The organism is Clostridium sp. AN503 (genome assembly GCF_040719375.1).
In the GTDB taxonomy this organism is placed as follows: domain Bacteria; phylum Bacillota; class Clostridia; order Lachnospirales; family Lachnospiraceae; genus Brotaphodocola.
Map to the genome: position 1 here is coordinate 2066720 of NZ_JBFDTP010000002.1, position 21920 is coordinate 2088639.

The following is a 21920-nucleotide window of genomic DNA, read 5'->3' on the forward strand; positions in this document are numbered from 1 at the left end:
CTTTGTAGCATTTCAGGACGGCGCCTGTTTTCCCGCCGTCCTGAAATGTTACCGTCAATTTATAAAATTCCGTAATCCTGCATTGCTTTTTTCAGACGCTCCTTATTCTGCGGTTCCATCTCCGTCAGCGGCAGGCGCATGGGTCCGGCTTCCTTCCCCATAAGGTTAAGGGCAGCCTTTACAGGGATCGGATTCACCTCGCAAAACAGCGCATTAATCAACGGGATCGCCTCAAGCTGCAGCTCACAGCTCTTCTTCACATCGCCCTTAAAAAAGGTGTCGCAGATATCGTGAGTCTGACGCGGCGCAATATTGGACAGCACGGAGATCACGCCTTTTCCGCCCATCGCCAGGAGCGGTACGATCTGGTCATCGTTGCCGGAATACAGATCCACACAGCCGTCGGCCAGGCTCATAATCTCTGCGATCGCTGAGAAATTGCCGCTGGCCTCCTTCACGCCCACAATGTTTGGTACCTCCTTACAGAGCTTCACAATCGTCTCCGGCTTCATGGTCACGCCGGTACGGCCCGGAATATGGTATAAAAGGATCGGGATCTTCACAGAATCCGAGATCGCCGTATAGTGGGCGATCAGGCCTCCCTGGGTCGCCTTGTTGTAGTAGGGAGTCACCAGCAGAAGTCCGTCGGCTCCGGCCCGCTCTGCCTCCTGTGATAAATGGATGGCTTCCTTCGTACAATTAGAACCGGCGCCTGCAATGACCGGAATACGCTTATTCACTGCCTCGCAGACGAACCGGACCACGTCGATGTGCTCCTCATGTCCCATGGTGGACGATTCTCCAGTGGTCCCGCAGACGATGATCGAATCGGTTCCACCTGCGATCTGCTCCTCCACAAGGTCTTTCAGCCTCGGGTAATTCACCTCCCCGGATTCTGTAAACGGGGTAACCAATGCAACGCCTGCTCCTTCAAAAATAGCCATAAATCCTTCCTCCTTCTTTATTCATCATCCTCTAAATAAATTCCAGCAACAAATTGTCCGAAAAATAAGGGCTGACAGATTAAGTCAGCCCTTAAAGTCCGTAATCATGCAAGTCTGCATGCGGTATTACTTCTTTAAGTAGCCCTCCATCCATTCAGATGACAGTCATATGGTTCTTCACCATACGCCCAGAAAAAAATGTCCAGTACATCTTCATCTTCGGCGTCCGCCCTTTCCGGTATCTTCTTCTGCTTCTGGCGCATCCGATACCTTACTCATGCTTCACGCAACCTCTACTTGCTTTTATGTAGTAATACTATCATTAACTTGCATAATTGTCAACTATGACTGCACTAACGCAGCAGCCCCGCAATTTCTTCCTGATATAAAGTAATCCCCTGCCGGTCAACCATCCCGGACTGAACCCCCTGCCTGGTAATACTGATACCAGCAGCGTAAGTAGCAAAACTGATTGCCTGGAGAATATCCTTTCCCTCACTCAGATAAACCGCCAATGCTGCAATAAACGCATCTGCCGCTCCTGTCGTATCCACAGGAAAAAAATCTGCCGCCGGAAAATATCGTTCCTGCTCCCTGTTCCGAAAATAACAGCCCTTTTCCCCTAATGTTATAATCACATTCTTCACACCTTTATCCAGAAGGATCACCGCCTTTTCTTCAATCGAAGCTTCTCCCGGTAACAATTGCTTTAACTCCTTCTCGTTCGGCACAAAATAGGAAATCTGACCAAACAGGCTTTCTTTCATTTTTTCGACTGCCGATGGTTTTAGGATAACCTCAACCTGCTTTTTCTGGCATTTACGAATCGTATATTCTACAGTTTCTTCCTCAATTTCCAACGTTAAAAGACAATATTTTGCATCATCAAGCAAATGTTCAAATTGTTTCACCTGCTCTCTTCCCAATTTTTCATTGGCTCCAGGATAAATGACAATTGTGCTTTCTCCATTTGAAGCCACGTTAATATATGCCTTCCCTGTCGGAGTAGAATCATCAAAAATCACTCCATCTGTACGGACTCCATGATCTACCAGACTGTTATAGATCACCTTTCCGTCACTATCATTACCAAGACGTCCAACCATATATACTAACCCGCCCAGTTTCCCTGCGCCGACTGCCTGGTTAGCGCCTTTTCCACCTGGCAGTGAAACAATGCTTCCGGCTTTTAGCGTTTCACCTCCGGTGGGAATATGTCCCACACTAATCATACAGTCCATGTTCATGCTGCCAACCACAACTATTTTTCCGCCTTGACTATATTTTACCGGCGGTACGACACTTCCTCGTTCTACAATCTCCAATTCTGCTTTTTTTCGGTATTCATGTGCTGATTTTTTTCCTTCGATAAGTTCGATCAAAATATCAACAGACTCTTTCCCTAATTGTTCAGATGGAATATGGACAGCTGCCATTTTAGGAAACAAACGATCTGCCAAACGGCTGTTCCGCACACTGATAACAGAGATATTGTCAGGCACTACATCTCCCCGTGCCCGCAGCTTTTCATAAAATATATTTCCCGTTTCTACATCCGTACAAATAATAGCAGTTACATCCATCTCCAGGCATTTAGGAATCCCCACTTTCACCAAATCTTCTTCATTTCCACGAATCAGCCATTCCCAATCTGGCGAAAGGAACTGTTCCTTAAACGCCCTTAAATATCCTTCCATAACATCGTTGTCCTCTTCACTGAGAAGACATGCTATTTTTCGATGTCCTTTTTCAAACAGATAAGAAACTGCCAGATACCCGGCATCCGTCATTTCAAAATAAATATCTGCAACTCCAGTTATACTGGTCTTATGTTTTTTATGATCCAGGCGAATTGCCGGAATCGTGGTCTGCGACAGAAGCTCCTCCTCCTGGAAGATGCTAATAATTCCATCCACTCCTTTATTATTAAGAATATGCAGGCATCTGGATGCCAGTGAGACGTCCCCGGAAGTATTACACAGCATAATACTGTAACCATTCTCAGAAGCTGTTCTCTCAATATGATACAAAAGTTCCTGTGCTCCATATTCCTGCTCCGATATCAACACTCCAATCGTGTTCGTCTTGGGCGCAGCATTTTTCAAGACTTTTGAGTACGGTACATACTGATACTTTTTAATAACTTCCAGTACCTTTCTACGCGTTTCTACACTAATGTCATCATCCTTATCATGAAGGATTTTCGACACAGTAGACGGCGACACACCACATAAGTTTGCGATATCCTTAATATTCATACAAGATCACCTTTTATTCGCTTCCCTTTCCCTCTATACTCCGGACCAATAAACTTACATTGAGTATAACATACCAAAAGGGAGAGAGCAATTATCTTATCATGCCCTCTCCTCTTTCCTATCACATCTAATTGTTTATCCAATAATCGTTTTCACAAACAGATCCATGAATCGTTTTCCCTGAATACTTTTTGCTATCCTCACGTTCCTGTGTTCCTTTTTTGCATTTTTTACTATCTGTTCTCCAAAATACGCAATGGTCTGTCCTCTTGCCAGTTCTCCGTCCAGTTCAATATCCACAAACACAGGCTCTGTATATTCGCAAAGTTCCGGATTGACCGTCAGCGCTAAAGTAATCACATCGTCCATTGGGAAGCCGCCCAGTTTAAAAAACTCGCGCCAGATATCAATATAAATCGGGAACTTCTCCACGATATATTCCACCACTGCCCCTTTTCCTTCATACTTGAGTTCTGACAGATGGTCCCGCGTCAGCATTCCATCTGCAAAGTGGTTATTCTCACATACATCCAACGGTACCAGCGTGACTTTCATATTGGAATTCAGCACGATTTTAGCCGCCTCCGGATCCGCCCAGATGTTATATTCTGTCACAGGCGTGATATTGCCTGCCACGCGAAATGATCCACCCAGAATATATGCTTCCTTTATCTTTTCAGCAATTGCAGGTTCCTTAATCAATGCCAGCGCTATATTAGTAAGTGGTCCTGTTGTCACTAATGTGATCTCTCCTGGCTTTTCCAAAAAAGACTGGATCAGAAAATCTACTGCCGACATGGTTTCAGCTTCTATTACCGGCTTTTTCGCCACTTCATTGAATTTGTCCAGACGGCTTCCGAATTTCCAGCGCAGTTCTTCATCAAAGTTCACTGGATCTCCGTCTGACGAAGTCTTTCTGGGATTAAGCATTTCCTCTGCTCCTGCATAAACCGGAATATGCTTTCCAGTAAGCGCTACCGTATTCAAAGCTACATTAACCGCCTGTTCAATGCTGCCACAGGCGCCATTTACAGTCGTAATTCCAAGCAGATTGATATCCGGATTCAGCGCGCCATAAAGCACTGCCAGGATGTCGTCTCCTACGGAATCGATATCCAAAATTACATTTTTCACCATGACCTTCCTCCTTGTCTAAATAAGCCATTTATGCTGTTGCCGAATCACCAAGCATTTTATCCGTCAGCAGATAAACGTATGGTCTTACAAATTGCACTGCCGGTCCGGTCATAAATGCAGCTACCACAGTTCCGATTCCAACAGTCCCTCCCAGGAAAAAACCGATGACAACAAATGAGATATCTCCCACAATACGAACCATTCTGTATGAACGATGAAGTTTGGCACTGATAATTTCCGATACCAGGTCTATTGCCCCCACTCCCAGTTCTGCACGGATATAAGTTGCTATTCCTATAGCCATGATAAGACAGCCGACTAAAATCATAACAATCCGGACAACCAAATCCAATTCTCCCCTAATAAAATGATCCAGCACAAAGCTGGTGAAATCGGCCGTATATCCAATTCCGAAAATAGCCAGTACAGAAGATAAATTGATGTAGGATTTATCCACAAAAAACACAATTCCCAAGATCACAATATTTGTCAATGCCGACGCCGTACCATAACTGACATGAAATACATTGCCAAGTCCCAGTTCCAAAACGCTGGCTGGGTCCACTCCCAACTGACTATAAAGGAAGATGCCTACCCCTACACCACTTATCATAAGTCCGATAACCGCTACTAAAACCCGCAGCGCTAAATGATCTTTTTTCACTGTTATGCTCTCCTTTTTAAGTCTAATTCAGCTGCTTCATTGCTGAAAAGAAATATTCTACATATTTCTGCCTGTCCACCTGAAAAAGAACTGTCGTATTTTTATCGACCTTCTCTCCAAATATTTTTTCTTTATATCCGATAGTATCCACTACTGTCATACCGGTAGTCAACTCACCAGATACCTCCACATCCACATTACAGGTAACACCAGTGAATATCTCCGGATACAGAAGCACCGCAATTGCAGTAGGATCATGCATCGTACATCCCGGAAATCCTTCTACCTCATAATGATAACGGCTAAAATAATCGATCAGTTCCGCAGCAAAAACAGAAATCTCATTTCCCTGTGCCCTCAGCCTTTCGTTTTCCTCTCTGGTAATATAGGCCTTGTGCGTAACATCCAAACCCGACATGATAATCGGCAGCCCACTGTTAAACACTACTTTTGCCGCTTCCGGATCGGCCCAGATATTGTACTCTGCCGCCGGAGTCCAATTTCCCATATAGGCACCACCGCCCATAATAGAAAGCCGTTCTATTTTCTTTTTCAAATCTGGTCTCACAATGAAAAGCGTGGCAATGTTAGTCAATGGTCCGATTGGAACCAGTGTAATCATTTCATCCGATTCCTCTATAGTCTTTATAAGAAGCTCCAATGCAGTCATTTCAGACGGTTCAAAACCACACTCTGGAAGAACCGGCCCTTCCAGACCAGAACTTCCGTGCACTACTTCACCACCAACCACAAGTTTCCTGATCAATGGCTGTTTTGCCCCCATTGCTACAGGAATATCCAGTCTGCGAGCTTTTGTCAGCACCTTGATCGCATTATTTGTTACTTTTTCGATTGTCTGGTTTCCCGCCACTGTCGTTACCGCACGCAGTTCCAGCCTTGGAGATGACAGTGCCCACAGTATTGCCATCGCATCATCATGTCCCGGATCACAGTCTATAATAATCGGTATTCTTTTTTCCATTTTTTTATCCTCTCTATTTTGCCATCAATTCTCTTTTTCTTTTATCTAAAGCAGTCCGCCTGGCTGCATATGCGACCAGACCGATAATCGTTACTAAATATGGCAGCATCTGCACCAGTTCTGGCGGAATCGATGTGATCTGCAAAGAATAGGACAACGCTTCTGCCGTTGCAAAAAGCAGTGCCGACAAAGCTGCTCCTACCGGAGTAGAATTGCCCATAGCGTCTGCCGCCAAGGCAATAAAACCGCGTCCTGCTGTCATGTTCTTTGAGAACCACGTTACATATCCCATAGACATAAATGCCCCTGCCATACCTCCCAGGATGCCGCTGATACCCAGAGCAATATATCTGGTTCTTACCAGGCTGACGCCTACGGAAGACAATGCATTCGGAGCTTTGCCTGCTGATCGTATCCGAAGTCCCAGGGGGGTTTTATACAACAGGATATAAACCAGCACGACCATCACAATTGCAAGATACGATACTACATTGTGATTTGATAAAAATTCTCCTAATATCGGAACATCCTTGATAATCGGAAGTTCTACAGATGGAAGCTTACCGGAATTGAGCGCAATTGTCGTGCCTTTATCCCGAACCACCGCATACATAAAATACACGGTCCCTCCTACTGCCATGGTATTAAATGCAATACAGGTCAATACGCTGTCCGCTTTCAAACTCATAGAAACATAACCAATCGCCAAAGAACATAAAACACCAGTCAAAATTGCCACAAGGAATCCGAACCATGGACCCGCCCCAAATGCACTGGCAAATACACCTGCCAGGGCTGACACCAACATGACACCTTCAATACCAATATTAGTAATTCCCGCATTCGATGTAATCACCGCACCCATAGATGCCAGGATCAGAGGCGTCGCTACACGGATAACCGAAAAAAGAAACGCTGTGCTAAAAACGGACTGTACAACATCTGACATTATTTCGCACCCCCTGTCTCCAACAAATTTCTGGATACCTTTGCCGTCATCTTGTGACGGTATTTTGCAAGAAAGGCGGTAGCTGCCACCAGGACAATCACCAATCCTTCAATAATTGCTACAATCTCAGAAGCAACATCAGACTGTTTATACATATAATCAGCACCAATACGCAGATACGCCACAAAAAAGGCTGCCACCGGAATATATGCAGGGTTTTCCTTTGCAAGAATATTTAAAATGACTCCGTCAAAACCATAACCTGGCAAAGCAGACCATTGGAATCGTGAGTACATTCCCAGCATTTCCGTACCGCCTCCAACGCCGGCAATAAAACCTCCGATCAACTGAGCGCTCATGATAACACCGGCAACACCTATACCCGCGCATTTTGCAAAGTGAATATTACTGCCTGTCATCCTCAGTTTATAACCCCATTTCGTTTTAAACATAAATATGTAAGTCAAAACAACAAAAACCGCCACAATGAAAATACCTGCATGAAGACGGGTCCTGGGAATAATATTTCCAAGATTCACGCCTTCACGAAATGTGTAGGATGCCTTGTATGCCGAATCCGGATCTCTTGCCACCTGATTAAAAATATAAGTGCCCAAATATAACATCACATAGTTTAACATCAGGGAAACCACCATTTCGCTACAGTTCCATTTTATTTTCAGCACACCTGGAATTGCACATACCATTGCTCCTACAATCCCAGCTGCTGTCATTCCTGTGATGATCACCAGAAGAGGAGGTCCCGGCATGTAAATTGCAATAATTGCAGCAATCAGAGCCCCCATAAAAAATGCGCCTTCCGCCGACAGATTAAACTGGTTCGCTTTAAACATCACATTAACAGCCAACCCTGCAAAAGTCAGGGGTATCATGACCTCTAAGACCGTACTGAACCGCCTGACCGAGGTCAGTGGTCCTACAAACAGATTGCCGATAGCCATGAACGGCGCATCTGTCGAAAATGACATGATAATAAAAGAAATAGCAAATGCAATGAAGATAGCAAGAGCAAAACGCACCATTTCAAACCAGACACTAAATTGCTCCACCGTCATTTTTTTCTTTGATCTCATAATATTGCACACACCTCCTCCTCTGTCTGATGCTTCACACCCAACATGTAATAACCAAGCTCTTCCTCCGTCAGCGTGCTGGTTTCCTTAAAATAAGCACTGATTCTACCGTTATGCATAACTATGGCGCTGTCACTCAATTCCAGCACTTCATTCAAATCTGCGGATATCAGGAGAACTGCTGCTCCTTTATCCCTGTATTCTACAATTTTACGCCGAATCAGTTCCGAGGCTCCTGCATCAATACCACGAGTCGGTTGCTCTGCAATAATGATTTGTGCCTCCTCCGTCAATTCACGGGCAGCTACCACTTTCTGGATATTGCCCCCGGAAAGCATTTGTACCTGATGATTTGTGGATCTGCATAAAATGCTGAAATCTTCAACCAAATGTTCAGCCTGGTCCTTCATTTTTTTCTTATCCAGAAAAATCCGGTTGCGTAAATACTGGTTTATTTTATCTGCAAATAAATTATCCAATATGCTTAATTTCGAGGCACAGCCATTGGTCATGCGGTCTTCCGGAATATAGGTAAGATGATGGCGACGCAAGACTGCCGGTTCAAACTTTTCAATATTTTCTCCCTGAACTTTGACACAGCCGCTGACAGGCTTCTTCATCCCAGTTAATATTGCTGCAAGCTCTGCCTGCCCATTCCCCTCCACCCCGGCTACACTTAATATCTCTCCTTTTCGCAGTTTCAGGCTGACATCATTCAGTGCCTTTTTCCCAATACTGTTGACATAGACCAGATGCTCTGCTTCCAGGAATACATCGCCCCGTTTCGCAGGCTCCTTGTCCACATGAAGTACGATTTCCCTTCCTACCATTTTATTCGATATTTCCTGTGGGTTCGTATCCTTGATAAAACACGTATCCACCGTTGTTCCATGACGCATAATTGTAACCCGGTCACAAATTTCCATAATTTCATTTAACTTATGTGAAATAAAGATAATCGTATGCCCCTGTTTTTTCAGAGTATTAAGCTCCACAAAAAGCTCTTTTGTCTCCTGAGGTGTGAGGACCGCTGTTGGTTCGTCAAGTATCAGGATCCTGGCCCCGCGCACCAGCGCTTTTAAAATCTCTGTCTTTTGCTTCACACCAACACTGACATCTTCTATCTTATCATTTACGTTGATATTAAAATTATATTTCTCTGCGCATTCCCCGGCCTGTTTAAGCATCTCACTTGTATTCATAAATATCCTGCATTTTGTCGGTTCATTTCCCAGAACTATATTTTCAGCAATTGTCAGTGAATCTACCAGCATAAAATGCTGATGTACCATACCAATGCCAAGGCTTATCGCTTTTTTGGAGTTTTCTATTTTCACTTCTTTTCCGTTCAAAAAAATGTGACCTTCTTCTGGTGTTTCAATACCAAACAGAATTTTCATTAAGGTCGATTTTCCTGCCCCATTTTCACCAATCAGTGCATGGATTTCCCCCTCATGCACTTCAAAATTAATATTCTTATTTGCGACAATCCCATTTGGATATACCTTCCAAATATTTTCCACCTGCAAGATTACCTTCTCACTCATCTGCGTCCCTCATCTCTTATATCACAAGAGGGTGCCGAAATGCCGACACCCTCAGCCATGCTGTTCTTTACGGCGCTACGCTGTTTCTTAAGCTGTCTAATTCTTCTGTTGTCATTCCGATAGCCGTACTGACTTTAATATCTCCGGAAATAACTTTCTCCTCAATCGCATCAATCGCGGCTTTCTCCTCATCAGTCAGTGTATTATTATATACGTCGTTCTTGGCAAGACCCACACCACCTTCTGCAATTCCAAGGCTTTCAGAACTGCCCAAAGGAAGTTTCCCCTCCTGATCCAGCTGAACGGCTCTAAAGATAGCATCACCTACATTTTTCATCATGGAAGTCACAATGTGATCAGCAGTTTTCTGGTCACCATTAGCTGTATAGGCTGCGGACTGATCGGAATCCACACCAATAATATATTTTCCAGCATCTGCTGCTGCCTCAATCACGCCCAAACCGGTAGGACCGGCAGCTGCAAACATCACCTCTACCCCCTGATTCAGCAACACGATACCATGCTCTTTTCCCTTTGCCGGATCATAGTAATCACCAGGATAAGTTGCAGTCACTTTGATATCAGGATTTACTGCCAGCGCACCTTCGATATAGCCTACCAGAAAATCATTAATCGGAGGGATATCCATACCACCTACAAAGCCCAGTTTACCATTCTCCTTTGCCATAGTTGCTGCAACCGCACCTGCCAGGAACGATCCCTCATTCTGCTTAAATGTTGCACAATAAACATTTCCATAGTCGCCGCTCTCAAAATCGACGGTATTATCCATCATCAAAAACTTTTTCTCCGGATACTGCGGGGCAATATTCTGCATCGGCTCCACCATAGAAGGAGAAACTGCAATCACATAATCTACATCCTCCTCAGCCGCATCTGCAAGAGCAGATTCCCATTTAGATTCATCATCCCCCGTTTCTATTACCTGAATTCCCATGCCCAGTTCATTTTTCAACCGCTGCATTCCCGCATTAGCCGAATCAAAAAAACCCAAATCTCCAAGATTTCCATTTACAATCAAAATTGCTTTCTGCTGTGCTGCATCTGCTGTACTGTCTGAATCCGCCTGAGCTGTGTTCTCACTTTTTGATGGCGCCTTATCCGCAGCCTTTTCGGAACCACATGCAGTAAGTCCCATTGCCATCATTCCAGCCAGTCCCAATACCATCCATTTTTTCATAATCAATACCTCTCTTTCTTATCTTTTTCGTATCTCTTAACACCATGTTTCTCTCTTCACTCCATCAGCCTGTCTACATCGTCATAAATGCTTCATCTGCCTCCTCCCGTTCCGGTAAAGACGTCTGTGCCCCGCTTCGTGTTACAGCAACAGAAGATGCCGCATTTGCAAAACACACAGCCTTCCCTAAATCTTTTCCTTCTGAAAGCGCTACTGCAAATGCTCCATTGAAACAATCACCTGCCGCTGTTGTATCTACCGGTACAACCTTTCTTGTAGGATACACGAAAGCTTTCTCTTTATTTACCAGCATTGCGCCCTTTTCCCCCAGCGTTACCAGTACATTTTTCACGCCCCGTAGAAGCAGCTTATGCGCTCCTTCGATAAATCCATCCATATCTATCCCGGTTTTTCCCGACAATCTCATAAGTTCCGTTTCATTAGGTGTTATGTAATCCACATCCTTCAGCATCTCATCTGAAATACATTCTGGAGCCGGCGCCGGATTCAGAATAACAATCTTTCCAAGTTCTTTAGCCCGTTTTATTGCATACCTAATGGAATCATACGGAATCTCCATCTGCAAAATAACATAATCGCACTCTTGTATGGACATATCATTTTTTTGCAGATATTCAATATCGCACTCCTGATTTGCTGCCGGTACTACCACAATACTGTTATTTCCGTCCTTATCTACATAAATACTGGCGGTTCCCGTACCAAACATGCTACTCACTTTCAAATCACGAATATCAACCCCATTATCTGAAAGACTCTTTTTCTGTTTTTCTCCAAACTCATCCCGGCCTATACAACCTAACATTTTTACGTCGCCGCCAAGCCTGGCTGCGGCACATGCCTGATTCGCTCCTTTTCCTCCCGGCACATATCGAAGACCTGTACCTAATACAGTTTCACCGATAACAGGCATATGTTCCATCTCAATGACAATATCAACATTTAAGCTGCCTATTATCAAGATCTTTTTTCTCACGTTGGTTTTACCTCCCTATTTTTGTGATTTATGTTTAAGAAATAGATTTCAGAAACATATTTCTTTTATTTATTTATAGTACCATTTATGGTACTTGTCAACCTATATTATTCATTTTTGTGTTTTTTTTGTTTTTTTCTCGTCTTGTTTTATATCTTTTGTACATTTCAAAGCAAAAAAAAGGTACCTGATACTTTTTCAGTATTAGGTACCTTTTTTGATTTTATTAATTTCATCAACTGCGGCGGTTGTCAACTTGAATCTCAACCCGCTCTACCTGATCTGCGATCTCCCTCACGGAATCCGGAAGCACCTGTCCTGTCAGGACCACATCCGCCTCATCCCGGCAGTCCAGCAGAGCTATCAGCTCCCCGGCGCTGATGATCCCCTGGTCAACCAGCCCCAGCGCCTCATCCAGGACCAGCAGGTCACATTCGCCCGTGGTCATTACCTTTTTGGCATAGTTCAGTCCGTTGAGGATATTGATCCGTTCCTCCTGCTGTTCTTCCGCCGACAGATGTTCAAAATAACAGCCGGCCTTTTCAAACCGGAATATCTTCAGCTCCGGTTCCAGGCGCTTGATAACAGCCAAGTCCTCCTGTTTCTGGTTTCCCTTCAAAAACTGGATGACGATCACGCTCTTTTGCCTTGTCAGGGCCTGCAGTGCCCTTCCCAGTGCAAGAGCAGTCTTGCCCGAGCCGTTATTCCCGCAGATAACTTCTATTTTTCCTGTACTCATCCTTACGCACCTCAATCATTTTCTCTGAATAGGTTTACATATATTATACAGCCTGCTTATCGTAACACATTTGGTCACGGTTTGCAAGTTTTATTCCTCCATATCACCGTTGTCGCCACACTCCAGCTTGCTGATGGACACTTCATACGCCACCCTCTTCTCGCACTCCGTCTCACTCAGTTTCTTGGTGTATTCGCGGCTCTGAACCCTTCCCCAGACACAGACGCGGGTTCCCACCTCAAAGCTGGAAGCGAATCTGGCATTGCGTCCCCACGCGATGCAGGGTATGTAATCAGACTTGCCATAAGGCCGGTTCACTGCCAGCAAAAGATCTGCGATCTCTCTCCCCAGCGGGGTCTTCCGATAGATCGGCTCCTTACAGATATAGCCGTCCAGGAATATCTGGTTGGTCTTTGTATAATCCGTAAACTCCTCCATAAAATTGATCTCACGCACGAATACCGACAACACCAGACGGTTCTTGACCCCCTCGTGCCGGTTATAAGAACGGAACTGTCCGATCGCCTCCACAGTGCATCCCCGGTAATCCTCCTGCACATTGATCAAACGTTCCGAAATCATAAGCGGTATCACATCCGCCTGTTCACTCAGCCGGTTTACCGCCACATCTACCACATAGAATCCTTCCCCGAATACCTCGTGACTAAAGGTAAACCCAGAAATAATCTCTCCAATTACGCTCACTTTGTTGTTCTCAATCACTTTTTCTGCCATGGTACTTCTCTCTCCTCTTTCATTTACAATTTTGCTTTACGCTAATAGTATGTTTATGAAAAAGAACCCTGATGTATGAGATTTTTCAATCGCCTAATCTTGACAAAATTTCCGTATGAATTTTTTTGAAGTGGATGGCGGGGGTACGCCGGAGGGGGAGGGCGCAGGGGCGGCGGCTCACGTTTCGGAGGCAACGGGTTCTAAAGGAAACTGCGGGGGAAATACGGGGCGCTCCTCCATTCGCGCAGAAATCCTGATGGATTTCTGTGCTCAAAGTCGGCTGGACATACGATGTGAGACATCGCATGTCCTCCCCGCATTTCCCCCGCAGTTTCCTTAAGAATCCGTAACCCTCCTGCAAAAATCGCTCCCCTGCGCCCTCCCCCTCCGGCTGTTCTCTGGTCTCCCCCATTTTCAAAAACCTTTCATACTCCACCACATCCTTCACATGCCCCACGAACCCCTGGCGCAGACTACTTTTATTTTCAATCCCATCCATACCTGTTATCCTGGTTCGGGTTTGGGTTTTTTACTAGCGGAGCCAGGGAACAGCAATGTGTGTGGGCGTGCGGGTGGGGCGGTTGGGGACGTTGGGAGTGTGTTAGCAGTGCTTAGACAAAAAATACGTTCAGGACGGGGCGGAATCTGACCTTCAAAGTCAGATTCCGGTGGAACGCGGAGCAGTATTTCATCAGAAATACTGCGTAGCTTTCCATCGTACCCGTACTGAACGTATTTTTTATCTTAGCACTGCCTGCACACGGACACAGGAGCCAACCGCCCCACCCGCACGCCCACACACATTGCGTCCCCCGCGAAACTATTTTTTGAAACTGGCCCTCTTCCGCATCGTCGGATCCAGGATCTTCTTGCGGATACGCAGGTTCTCCGGAGTTACCTCCAGGAGCTCATCGTTGTCGATGAATTCCAGGCTCTGCTCCAGGCTCATTACCTTTTTGGGAACCAGCTTGAGCGCTTCATCGGCGCTGGAGGAACGGGTGTTGGTCAGCTTTTTGGTCTTGCAGACGTTTACCTCGATATCCTCTGCCTTCGGATTCTGGCCGATGACCATACCGGAATATACCTTCTCGCCTGGTCCCACAAACAGGATTCCGCGCTCCTGGGCATTGAACAGGCCGTAGGTGATGGTCTCGCCGCTCTCGTAAGCGATCAGGGATCCGGTCTTTCTGTAGTTTAAGTCGCCTTTATAGGGACCATAGCCGTCGAAAATGGTGTTCATGATGCCGTTGCCCTTGGTGTCGGTCATGAACTCACCGCGGTAGCCGATCAGTCCTCTGGACGGAATCGAGAATTCCAGCCTGGTGTAGCCGCCGTTTGCCGGGCTCATGCCCTGCAGTTCGCCTTTGCGGGAGGTCAGCTTCTGGATGATGGCTCCGGTAAACTCCTCCGGAACGTCCACATAGGCCAGCTCCATCGGCTCTAACTTCTGGTTCCGCTCATTGTATTTGTAAAGCACCTCCGCCTTGCTGACTGCGAACTCAAAGCCTTCGCGGCGCATATTCTCGATCAGGACGGACAGATGCAGCTCGCCGCGGCCGGATACCTTGAAGCAGTCCGGTGACTCGGTCTCCTCCACCCGCAGGCTCACATCAGTATTCAGCTCACGGAACAGCCTCTCGCGGATATGGCGGGAGGTTATGAACTTGCCCTCCTGTCCTGCAAGGGGACTGTCGTTTACCATGAAATTCATAGCGATCGTCGGTTCGGAGATCTTCTGGAACGGGATCGCCTCGGGATTCTCCGGGGAGCACAGGGTATCGCCGATATGAAGGTCCGTAATGCCGGAAATGGCTACGATATCGCCCACCGTCGCCTCCTGCACCTCTACACGGCCCAGACCGTCAAACTGGTACAGCTTGCCGATCTTCACTCTGCGCTGCTTGTCCGGGTCGTGATGGTTCACGATCATGCACTCCTGGTTCACGCGGATGGTCCCGTTGTCGATCTTGCCGATACCGATACGTCCTACATACTCATTGTAATCGATGGTGCTGATCAGCATCTCCTGGCTTGCCTCAGGATCTCCTTCCGGCGCAGGGATGTAGTCGATGATCGTCTCAAACAGCGGACTCATATCCACTGACTCATCCTCCAGCTCCTTCTTGGCAAATCCGGATCTGGCTGATGCGTAAACAAACGGGCAGTCCAGCTGCTCGTCGGATGCGTCCAGATCCATGAACAGCTCCAGCACCTCGTCGATCACCTCCGTCGGCCTTGCCTCTGGACGGTCAATCTTGTTGATGCAGACGATAACCGTCAGATCCAGATCCAGCGCCTTCTGTAATACAAACTTGGTCTGGGGCATTGGTCCCTCGTAGGCGTCCACCACAAGGATAACGCCGTTCACCATCTTGAGTACGCGCTCCACCTCGCCGCCGAAGTCCGCATGTCCTGGGGTATCAATGATGTTGATCTTCTTATCTTTATAAAATACCGCCGTATTCTTAGACAGGATGGTGATACCGCGCTCCCGCTCGATATCGTTGGAGTCCATGACACGCTCCGCTACCTCCTGGTTTACACGGAACACACCGCTCTGCTTCAGCAGCTCATCCACCAGGGTGGTTTTGCCGTGGTCAACGTGGGCAATGATCGCGATATTCCTTACATCTTCTCTCTTCATCTTCATAAAATGCTTCTCTACTTTCTCTATTCTTGAAATCTTCAAAAAAGCTAAGGACGTCTGATTTTGTCCTTAGCTTCCCATTCATCATCACAATATATTAATATAACATCACAATCACAGGATTGCAAGCGGTTTTTGTCATTATTTCGCTTTTTTGATTCATCGCTTTTTATTTATCGCTTTTTCGTTTTCGCGATTTTACATTTGTAATCATTTTCACATCATCAGATGGGCATGTAGGATCACAGCAGGATCAGTTCTCCCTCCAGAACCCCATAATCCATAAGTCCCGTATCTTCTATGACGGCCTTCCCGCCTGTCTTTTCTGTTACCTGCGCTATGAAAGAGCCCTTCTGTTCTGCCGGCACCATGAGCGTCACCGTCACCCGGTCCGTGTATTCTGTATCCAGGATCGTGATCCCCATCTGTCCCGCCACGTACTGGATCTTTCCAATGCCGTTGTAATCCGTGCAGATCACCATGCGGCTGCCCTGGCGTTTTTCCAGAACCACGCTGTTCTTTAACCCTTCCTGCACGGCTCCGGAATAGGCCCGCACCAGTCCTCCCGTCCCCAAAAGCGTCCCGCCGAAATAACGGGTCACTACCACGCAGATATTACGGATTCCCGCTCCAAGAAGGACATCCAGCATAGGCCTGCCCGCCGTCTGGCTCGGCTCCCCGTCATCGCTGCATCTCTGCAGCTGCCCCTGTCGCCTGTCACATAGGCAAAACAGTTATGCCGGGCATCCCAGTATTTTTTCTTCATTTCTTCTATAAAAGCGAGAGCTTCCTCCTCACTCTCCACCGGTCTCGTCGTGGCGATAAAACGGGATTTTTTCTCCACCAGCTCGCCTTCCCCGCCCCGGTACAGGATATTATACGGATCCGTCATGTTTTTCTCCCCTGTAAGGCTTTGAACTTTGTTATTTCTGTCAATACTATTCCTTGAATATCAGAATTAATCATAGCAAGATTTCCGGCATCTGACAAGGCAGAACTTACAATTTTCCTACTGCCTGTGTAACTGTATTGAATTGTTCGGCCGTTTTTGATATAATGATATCTGGATTTTTCTGACTGAAAAGTCCGCGAAGGAGGACATCCTATGAATTACGGAAAACATGCGACTGAAAAAAAGATAAAAGCAGCCAATTCCAAGAACAGGAAATACACAACCCGTGTGTTCCTGACATTTTTGAAGACCTGCTTCGTCCTCTGTCTGTTCGCCGTGCTGGTAGGCGCCAGCGCCGGTGTGGGCATCCTGATGGGCATTATCGACAATGCCCCTGAGCTGAATGTGGAGAGTATCGTCCCCATCGGCTATGCCACCACCGTCTATGACAGTGCCGGCAACTTGACAGACACTCTGGTGACAGCCGGATCAAACAGGGAGGAGGCTACTTTTGACGAGCTTCCCGAAGACCTGATCAACGCTTTTGTCGCCATTGAGGACTCCCGTTTCTGGACTCATAACGGCATCGACCTGCGCTCCATCTCCCGTGCGGCTGTGGGCGTGCTGACCGGTGAAAACCGCGGAGGCGGTAGCACCATCACCCAGCAGCTCATCAAGAACAATGTATTCAACGGCGGTATGGAGACCAGCTTCGGCGCAAAACTGGAAAGAAAGCTCCAGGAGCAGTACTTAGCGCTCCAGCTCACCAAGTCCATGGACAGGAAACTGATCCTGACCAACTACTTAAACACCATCAACCTGGGCAATAATGCACTGGGCGTCAAGGTTGCCGCGCGGCGGTATTTTAATAAGGAGGTCTCTGATCTGACCTTATCGGAATGCACCGTCATCGCCGGCATCACACAGAACCCATCCCGTTTAAATCCCATCACCGGGCGGGAAAAGAACGAGGAAAAGCGTAAGGTCATCCTGCAGTACATGTATGAGCAGGGTTATATCACCAAGGAGGAGCAGGAGGAGGCACTCGCCGACGACGTATACTCCCGCATCCAGAATGTGGATACCGTTTCTAAGGAATCCGCTACTCCGTACAGCTATTTTACGGACGAGCTGACCCAGCAGGTTAAAGAGACCCTGATGGAAAAACTGGGCTACACGGAGACACAGGCACACAACCTGCTCTACAGCGGCGGCCTGCAGATCTACACCACCCAGGACCCTGCCATCCAGGCCATTGTGGACGAGGAAGTCAACAACCCGGACAACTATACCGCCAGACGGTATTCCGCGGAGTACAGACTGTCCATAACCCACGCCGACGACACGACAGAGCATTTCTCCGAAAAATCCATCAAAGCCTGGCACAGCACTGTGCTCCATGACGGCTTTGACGGACTTTACAACAGCGAGGAAGCCATCCAGGAAGACATTGACGCATACAAGGCATATCTCTTAAAAGAGGGCGATACGATCATTGGGGAGAGCCTGACCAAGGTCCTGCAGCCGCAGGTTTCCTTCGTCATCATGGACCAGCGTACCGGACAGGTCAAGGCCATCAGCGGAGGACGCGGGGCCAAGACCGCCAGTCTGACCCTAAACCGCGCCACCAACACCCCGCGCCAGCCAGGTTCTACCTTTAAAGTCATCTCCGCATTCGCCCCGGCGATGGATACCTGCGGAGCCACCTTAGGTACGGTTTATTATGATTCTGTCTATACCGTAGGCAACAAGACCTTTTCCAACTGGTACAGCCAGGGCTATACCGGCTATTCCAGCATCCGCGACGGCATTATTTATTCCATGAATATTGTGGCTGTCCGCTGTCTCATGGAGACCGTTACCCCGCAGCTGGGTGTGGAATATGCCAAGAATTTCGGCATCAGCACCCTGACGTCCACAGACTTAAACGCTGCTACCGCATTGGGCGGCCTGACGGTCGGCGTCACCAACCTGGAGCTTACTGCCGCATATGCTGCCATAGCAAATGACGGCGTTTACACCAAACCGGTATTCTTCACCAAGATCCTGGATCACGACGGTAAGATCCTGATCAACAACGAGCCGGAAACCCACCGGGTACTGAAGGATTCCACTGCGTTCCTGCTGACGGACGCCATGGCCGGTTCCATGACGACCAACCGCAAGTTCGGCAGTTCCATCAACTCCACCAGCGCCCGGGCCAATATTCCGAACATGTCCAACGCAGGCAAGAGCGGCACCACCTCTAAGAACAACGATGTCTGGTTTGTGGGCTACACGCCGTACTACACCGCAGGAGTCTGGGCCGGCTGTGACGAGAACCAGAAGCTGACCGGACGCAACGGCGGCACCTCCTTCCACAAGGACATCTGGCGCAAGATCATGACCAGGATACACGAGGGCATGGAAGATCCGGGTTTTGCTGTCCCCGACAGTATTGAGACCGCAGAGATCTGCCGCAAATCAGGCAAACTTGCGATCCCCGGCGTCTGTTCCAACGACCCGAGAGGTAACGCCACCTACACAGAATATTTTGCAAAAGGCACGGTCCCCACGGAGATGTGCAACACCCATGTCCGGGCGACTGTATGTGCCAGCACCGGCCTGCTGCCTGGCTCCAACTGCCCGCGCAGCACGAGGATACGTATCGCACTTCCGGCAGGTGAGGAGGGATCCACAGATGATTCCCCATATGCACTGCCCACCAGCTACTGCCCCGGACACTCCGCTGTCATCATCGATACGCCGCTGCCAAATCCGGACGGCAGTCCGCAGCCTGAGACTTCAGGCCCCGGTGACAATGGAAATTCAGCCCTCGGGCCTGGCTATGTATCACCTGGGGCTCCGGTTCCCGGCAATAATACTCAGTCGGGTGTTGTTCGCGGGCCGGGGTTGGATTAGTTGGCTGAGGGACGCAACCGCTTTTAGAGGTTATCGAGAGAGGCAGGGGGAGCGGGGAACGGCGGGGATGGTTCCGTTTCGGCCATAAAGGGCACTTACACAAAAAGAGGCAGCTGTCAGGGCAACGCTCCAGCTACGGAATATTCTTAATGAATATTCCTCCGCGGTCGCGATTCCGCCCGGGTTTTGATAACCCGGGCTCCAACCCTGACAGCTGCCTCTTTTTGTGTAAGTGCCCCTAATGACCTGCAAAAGACACCACCCCCGCCGTTCCCCGCTCCCCCTGCCTCTCCCCATACGTCTATGATGCGGTTGCTGTGCCATGGCAGCCTCGGCAGAAAAAGCAAAAACAAATACAAACCTCAACTCCTATGTAACACTATACCCCCAGTTATACTTCCCCCCATTTATCTCCTCTATTCCACCATCCCAATCACTCAACCCCCGCAATGTTTTTCTACTGGGGGCAGGCAGGACAGTAGTCCGGGAATGGGCGGCGGGGGCTTCGGATGCGGGGTGGGATTGCATCTTGCGGAGGCTTGGAAGCACTTAGGTTGCGGAGACGAAAAAAGCGGGGGCGCAGTCTGACGAACAACGTCAGACTGCGAAGGGACCGGAGAAGCGGATTCATCAAGAATCCGGTTCGACTGTCCCTGATACCCCGCTTTTTCCGTCTCCGCGACCTTAGTGCTTCCTGCCGACGACAAACAGCAATCCCGCCCCGCATCCGAAGCTCCCGCCGCCCATTCCCGGACGGACCTTCCTACTTCATTTTAGGTTTAAACAGCAATGCCCCCAGATACCCAAAGATCAAAGCCCCTGCAATCCCTGCGGAGCTGGCGGTCAGACCGCCTTTAAAGATCCCGAGGAATCCGTCTTCTCCCATGCTCTTCATGACGCCCTTCCACAGCGTATTGCCAAACCCCAGAAGGGGAACGCCGGCTCCGGCTCCGGCCCACTTGGCAAATGGCTCGTAGAGGCCGAGAAAGCCCAGGATCGCGCCGGATACCACCAGGCTTACCATAACTCGTCCGGGCATCAGTTTTGTCCTGTCCAGCACGATCTGTACCAGGGCGCAGATGATGCCGCCTACTAAAAATGCTTTCACAATCTCCATCATGATCTTTTCCCTCCGCAGCGTTCCAGGATCACCGCATGGGCGATTCCGGGGATACTCTGGCCTTCGTTGTAGCTCACGGTTGATAAAAGCGCGCCTGTGGGCATGAACAGTACCCGCTTCCACTCGCCCGACAAAAGCTGAGGCAGGATATGGGCACACAGCGTCACCGCAGAACAGCCGCAGCCGCTTCCGCCGGAATGGGTGTCCTGGGATCCGTTGTCATAGATCTCCAGACCACAGTCCATGTGCCTGCCGGTTAAGTCATGTCCCTTACTCTTCATGAAATCCAAAAGGATCTTCTGTCCGACCTCACCTAAATCCCCGGTGATGATCTTGTCATAATAGCTTTCGTCAACACCGAAATCCTCAAAGTTCTGCATGATCGTATCCCAGGCCGCAGGGGCCATTGCCGCTCCCATGTTCATGGAATCCTTTGTCCCCAAGTCCACCATCTTCCCGGTAGTGATCCCGGTTATGCGCACCCGGGCCTGGCCCTGGTCTGCGTCCTCTCCGGTCTCCTGCTCCCCGCCCTCGTCTGTGCCCTTTCCGGTATGCTTCTCCGTCTTATTTTCCTGCTTTCCGCAGGTCAGCACCACGGCGCCGCAGCCGGTCACGGTCCAGGTAGCGCTCTGCGGGCGCTGGTTTCCGTATCCCAATGGGAAACGGAACTGTTTTTCCGCCGTGGCGTAATGGCTGGAGGCCAGGGCCAGGACCTTGTCCGCATAACCTGCATTCACGCACATGGCCCCAAGGCTCAGGGCCTCGCCCATGGTGGAACAGGCGCCGTACAGCCCAAACAGCGGGATCTCTAAATCCACCGTGCCAAATGAGGTGGCGATCAATTGTCCCAGCAGATCACCCGCGAAAAGATAACGGACGTCTTTTCGGTGGATATTTCCCTTTTCCAGAGCCAGGTCCGCGGCCTGCTTCTGCATGGCGCTCTCCGCCTCTTCCCAGTTTTCCGCGCCGAACATCGGGTCCTGCTCCACCACATCGATTCCATTTTTAAGCGGTCCTTCGCCTTCTTTTTTTCCGGCTATGGATGCCATTCCGGCCACATAGACCGGATGCTCAAACAATAAACTGGCTTTTCCCTTCTGCATCTTAAACTCC

Annotated in this window: 18 protein-coding genes and 1 riboswitch; of the genes, 1 reads left to right on the plus strand and 17 read right to left on the minus strand. The window is 48.4% G+C overall.

The features are described 5' to 3' along the window. Nucleotides 1–59: 59 nt before the first annotated feature. The 15 genes from dapA to AB1I67_RS16970 form a co-directional block, all read right to left on the minus strand. The gene (dapA, locus tag AB1I67_RS16900) at nucleotides 60–944 is read right to left on the minus strand and encodes a 4-hydroxy-tetrahydrodipicolinate synthase (RefSeq protein WP_367031115.1); all 885 of its coding nucleotides are present in this window, start codon (nucleotides 942–944) and stop codon (nucleotides 60–62) included. Between the two features lie 131 nt (nucleotides 945–1075). Further along, nucleotides 1076–1248, minus strand: a riboswitch (Lysine riboswitch). A 49-nt stretch (nucleotides 1249–1297) separates the two neighbouring features. Continuing rightward, nucleotides 1298–3202, minus strand: coding sequence for a PfkB family carbohydrate kinase (locus AB1I67_RS16905; protein WP_367031116.1), 1905 nt, complete (start codon nucleotides 3200–3202; stop codon nucleotides 1298–1300). A gap of 135 nt (nucleotides 3203–3337) precedes the next feature. Further along, nucleotides 3338–4339 (minus strand): nucleoside hydrolase, encoded by a 1002-nt coding sequence (locus tag AB1I67_RS16910; RefSeq protein WP_367031117.1) that lies wholly within the window; start codon nucleotides 4337–4339, stop codon nucleotides 3338–3340. Between the two features lie 28 nt (nucleotides 4340–4367). After that, nucleotides 4368–5003, minus strand: a complete 636-nt coding sequence (locus tag AB1I67_RS16915) for a YitT family protein (protein WP_367031119.1) — start codon at nucleotides 5001–5003, stop codon at nucleotides 4368–4370. A gap of 22 nt (nucleotides 5004–5025) precedes the next feature. Next, nucleotides 5026–5985, minus strand: a complete 960-nt coding sequence (locus AB1I67_RS16920; RefSeq protein ID WP_367031121.1) for a nucleoside hydrolase — start codon at nucleotides 5983–5985, stop codon at nucleotides 5026–5028. 13 nt (nucleotides 5986–5998) lie between these two features. Further along, nucleotides 5999–6934, minus strand: a complete 936-nt coding sequence (locus tag AB1I67_RS16925; protein ID WP_367031123.1) for an ABC transporter permease — start codon at nucleotides 6932–6934, stop codon at nucleotides 5999–6001. Beyond that, entirely contained in the window at nucleotides 6934–8028 is a 1095-nt protein-coding gene (locus tag AB1I67_RS16930; protein WP_367031124.1) for an ABC transporter permease, read from the minus strand. The genes AB1I67_RS16925 and AB1I67_RS16930 overlap by 1 nt, the downstream gene beginning before the upstream one ends. Next, nucleotides 8025–9575: an ABC transporter ATP-binding protein gene (locus AB1I67_RS16935; protein ID WP_367031125.1), complete on the minus strand. Its 1551-nt coding sequence runs from the start codon at nucleotides 9573–9575 to the stop codon at nucleotides 8025–8027. The genes AB1I67_RS16930 and AB1I67_RS16935 overlap by 4 nt, the downstream gene beginning before the upstream one ends. Before the next feature lie 67 nt (nucleotides 9576–9642). Continuing rightward, the gene (locus AB1I67_RS16940) at nucleotides 9643–10776 is read right to left on the minus strand and encodes a BMP family ABC transporter substrate-binding protein (RefSeq protein WP_367031127.1); all 1134 of its coding nucleotides are present in this window, start codon (nucleotides 10774–10776) and stop codon (nucleotides 9643–9645) included. A 73-nt stretch (nucleotides 10777–10849) separates the two neighbouring features. Beyond that, entirely contained in the window at nucleotides 10850–11773 is a 924-nt protein-coding gene (rbsK, locus tag AB1I67_RS16945; RefSeq protein ID WP_367031128.1) for a ribokinase, read from the minus strand. Between the two features lie 235 nt (nucleotides 11774–12008). Further along, nucleotides 12009–12512 carry a cob(I)yrinic acid a,c-diamide adenosyltransferase gene (locus AB1I67_RS16950; protein ID WP_367031129.1) on the minus strand — a complete coding sequence of 168 codons (504 nt, stop codon included), beginning with the start codon at nucleotides 12510–12512 and terminating at the stop codon, nucleotides 12009–12011. Between the two features lie 90 nt (nucleotides 12513–12602). Further along, the gene (locus AB1I67_RS16955; protein WP_367031130.1) at nucleotides 12603–13247 is read right to left on the minus strand and encodes a single-stranded DNA-binding protein; all 645 of its coding nucleotides are present in this window, start codon (nucleotides 13245–13247) and stop codon (nucleotides 12603–12605) included. An 820-nt stretch (nucleotides 13248–14067) separates the two neighbouring features. After that, nucleotides 14068–15897: a translational GTPase TypA gene (gene typA, locus AB1I67_RS16960; RefSeq protein WP_367031132.1), complete on the minus strand. Its 1830-nt coding sequence runs from the start codon at nucleotides 15895–15897 to the stop codon at nucleotides 14068–14070. 239 nt (nucleotides 15898–16136) lie between these two features. Further along, nucleotides 16137–16544, minus strand: a complete 408-nt coding sequence (locus AB1I67_RS16965) for a YigZ family protein (RefSeq protein WP_367031133.1) — start codon at nucleotides 16542–16544, stop codon at nucleotides 16137–16139. Beyond that, nucleotides 16496–16786, minus strand: a complete 291-nt coding sequence (locus AB1I67_RS16970) for a YigZ family protein (protein WP_367031134.1) — start codon at nucleotides 16784–16786, stop codon at nucleotides 16496–16498. The genes AB1I67_RS16965 and AB1I67_RS16970 overlap by 49 nt, the downstream gene beginning before the upstream one ends. Before the next feature lie 213 nt (nucleotides 16787–16999). Between AB1I67_RS16970 and AB1I67_RS16975 the strand changes: the two genes are divergently transcribed. Beyond that, on the plus strand, nucleotides 17000–19687 hold the full coding sequence (locus tag AB1I67_RS16975; RefSeq protein ID WP_367031135.1) for a transglycosylase domain-containing protein: 2688 nt from the start codon (nucleotides 17000–17002) through the stop codon (nucleotides 19685–19687). A gap of 763 nt (nucleotides 19688–20450) precedes the next feature. Here the strand turns inward: AB1I67_RS16975 and spoVAE are convergent. Further along, nucleotides 20451–20804: a stage V sporulation protein AE gene (spoVAE, locus tag AB1I67_RS16980; RefSeq protein WP_367032634.1), complete on the minus strand. Its 354-nt coding sequence runs from the start codon at nucleotides 20802–20804 to the stop codon at nucleotides 20451–20453. After that, complete coding sequence (locus AB1I67_RS16985; protein WP_367031137.1) at nucleotides 20804–21910, minus strand: stage V sporulation protein AD; 1107 nt, start codon at nucleotides 21908–21910, stop codon at nucleotides 20804–20806. Before AB1I67_RS16985 ends, spoVAE begins: the two co-directional genes overlap by 1 nt. Nucleotides 21911–21920 lie beyond the last annotated feature (10 nt).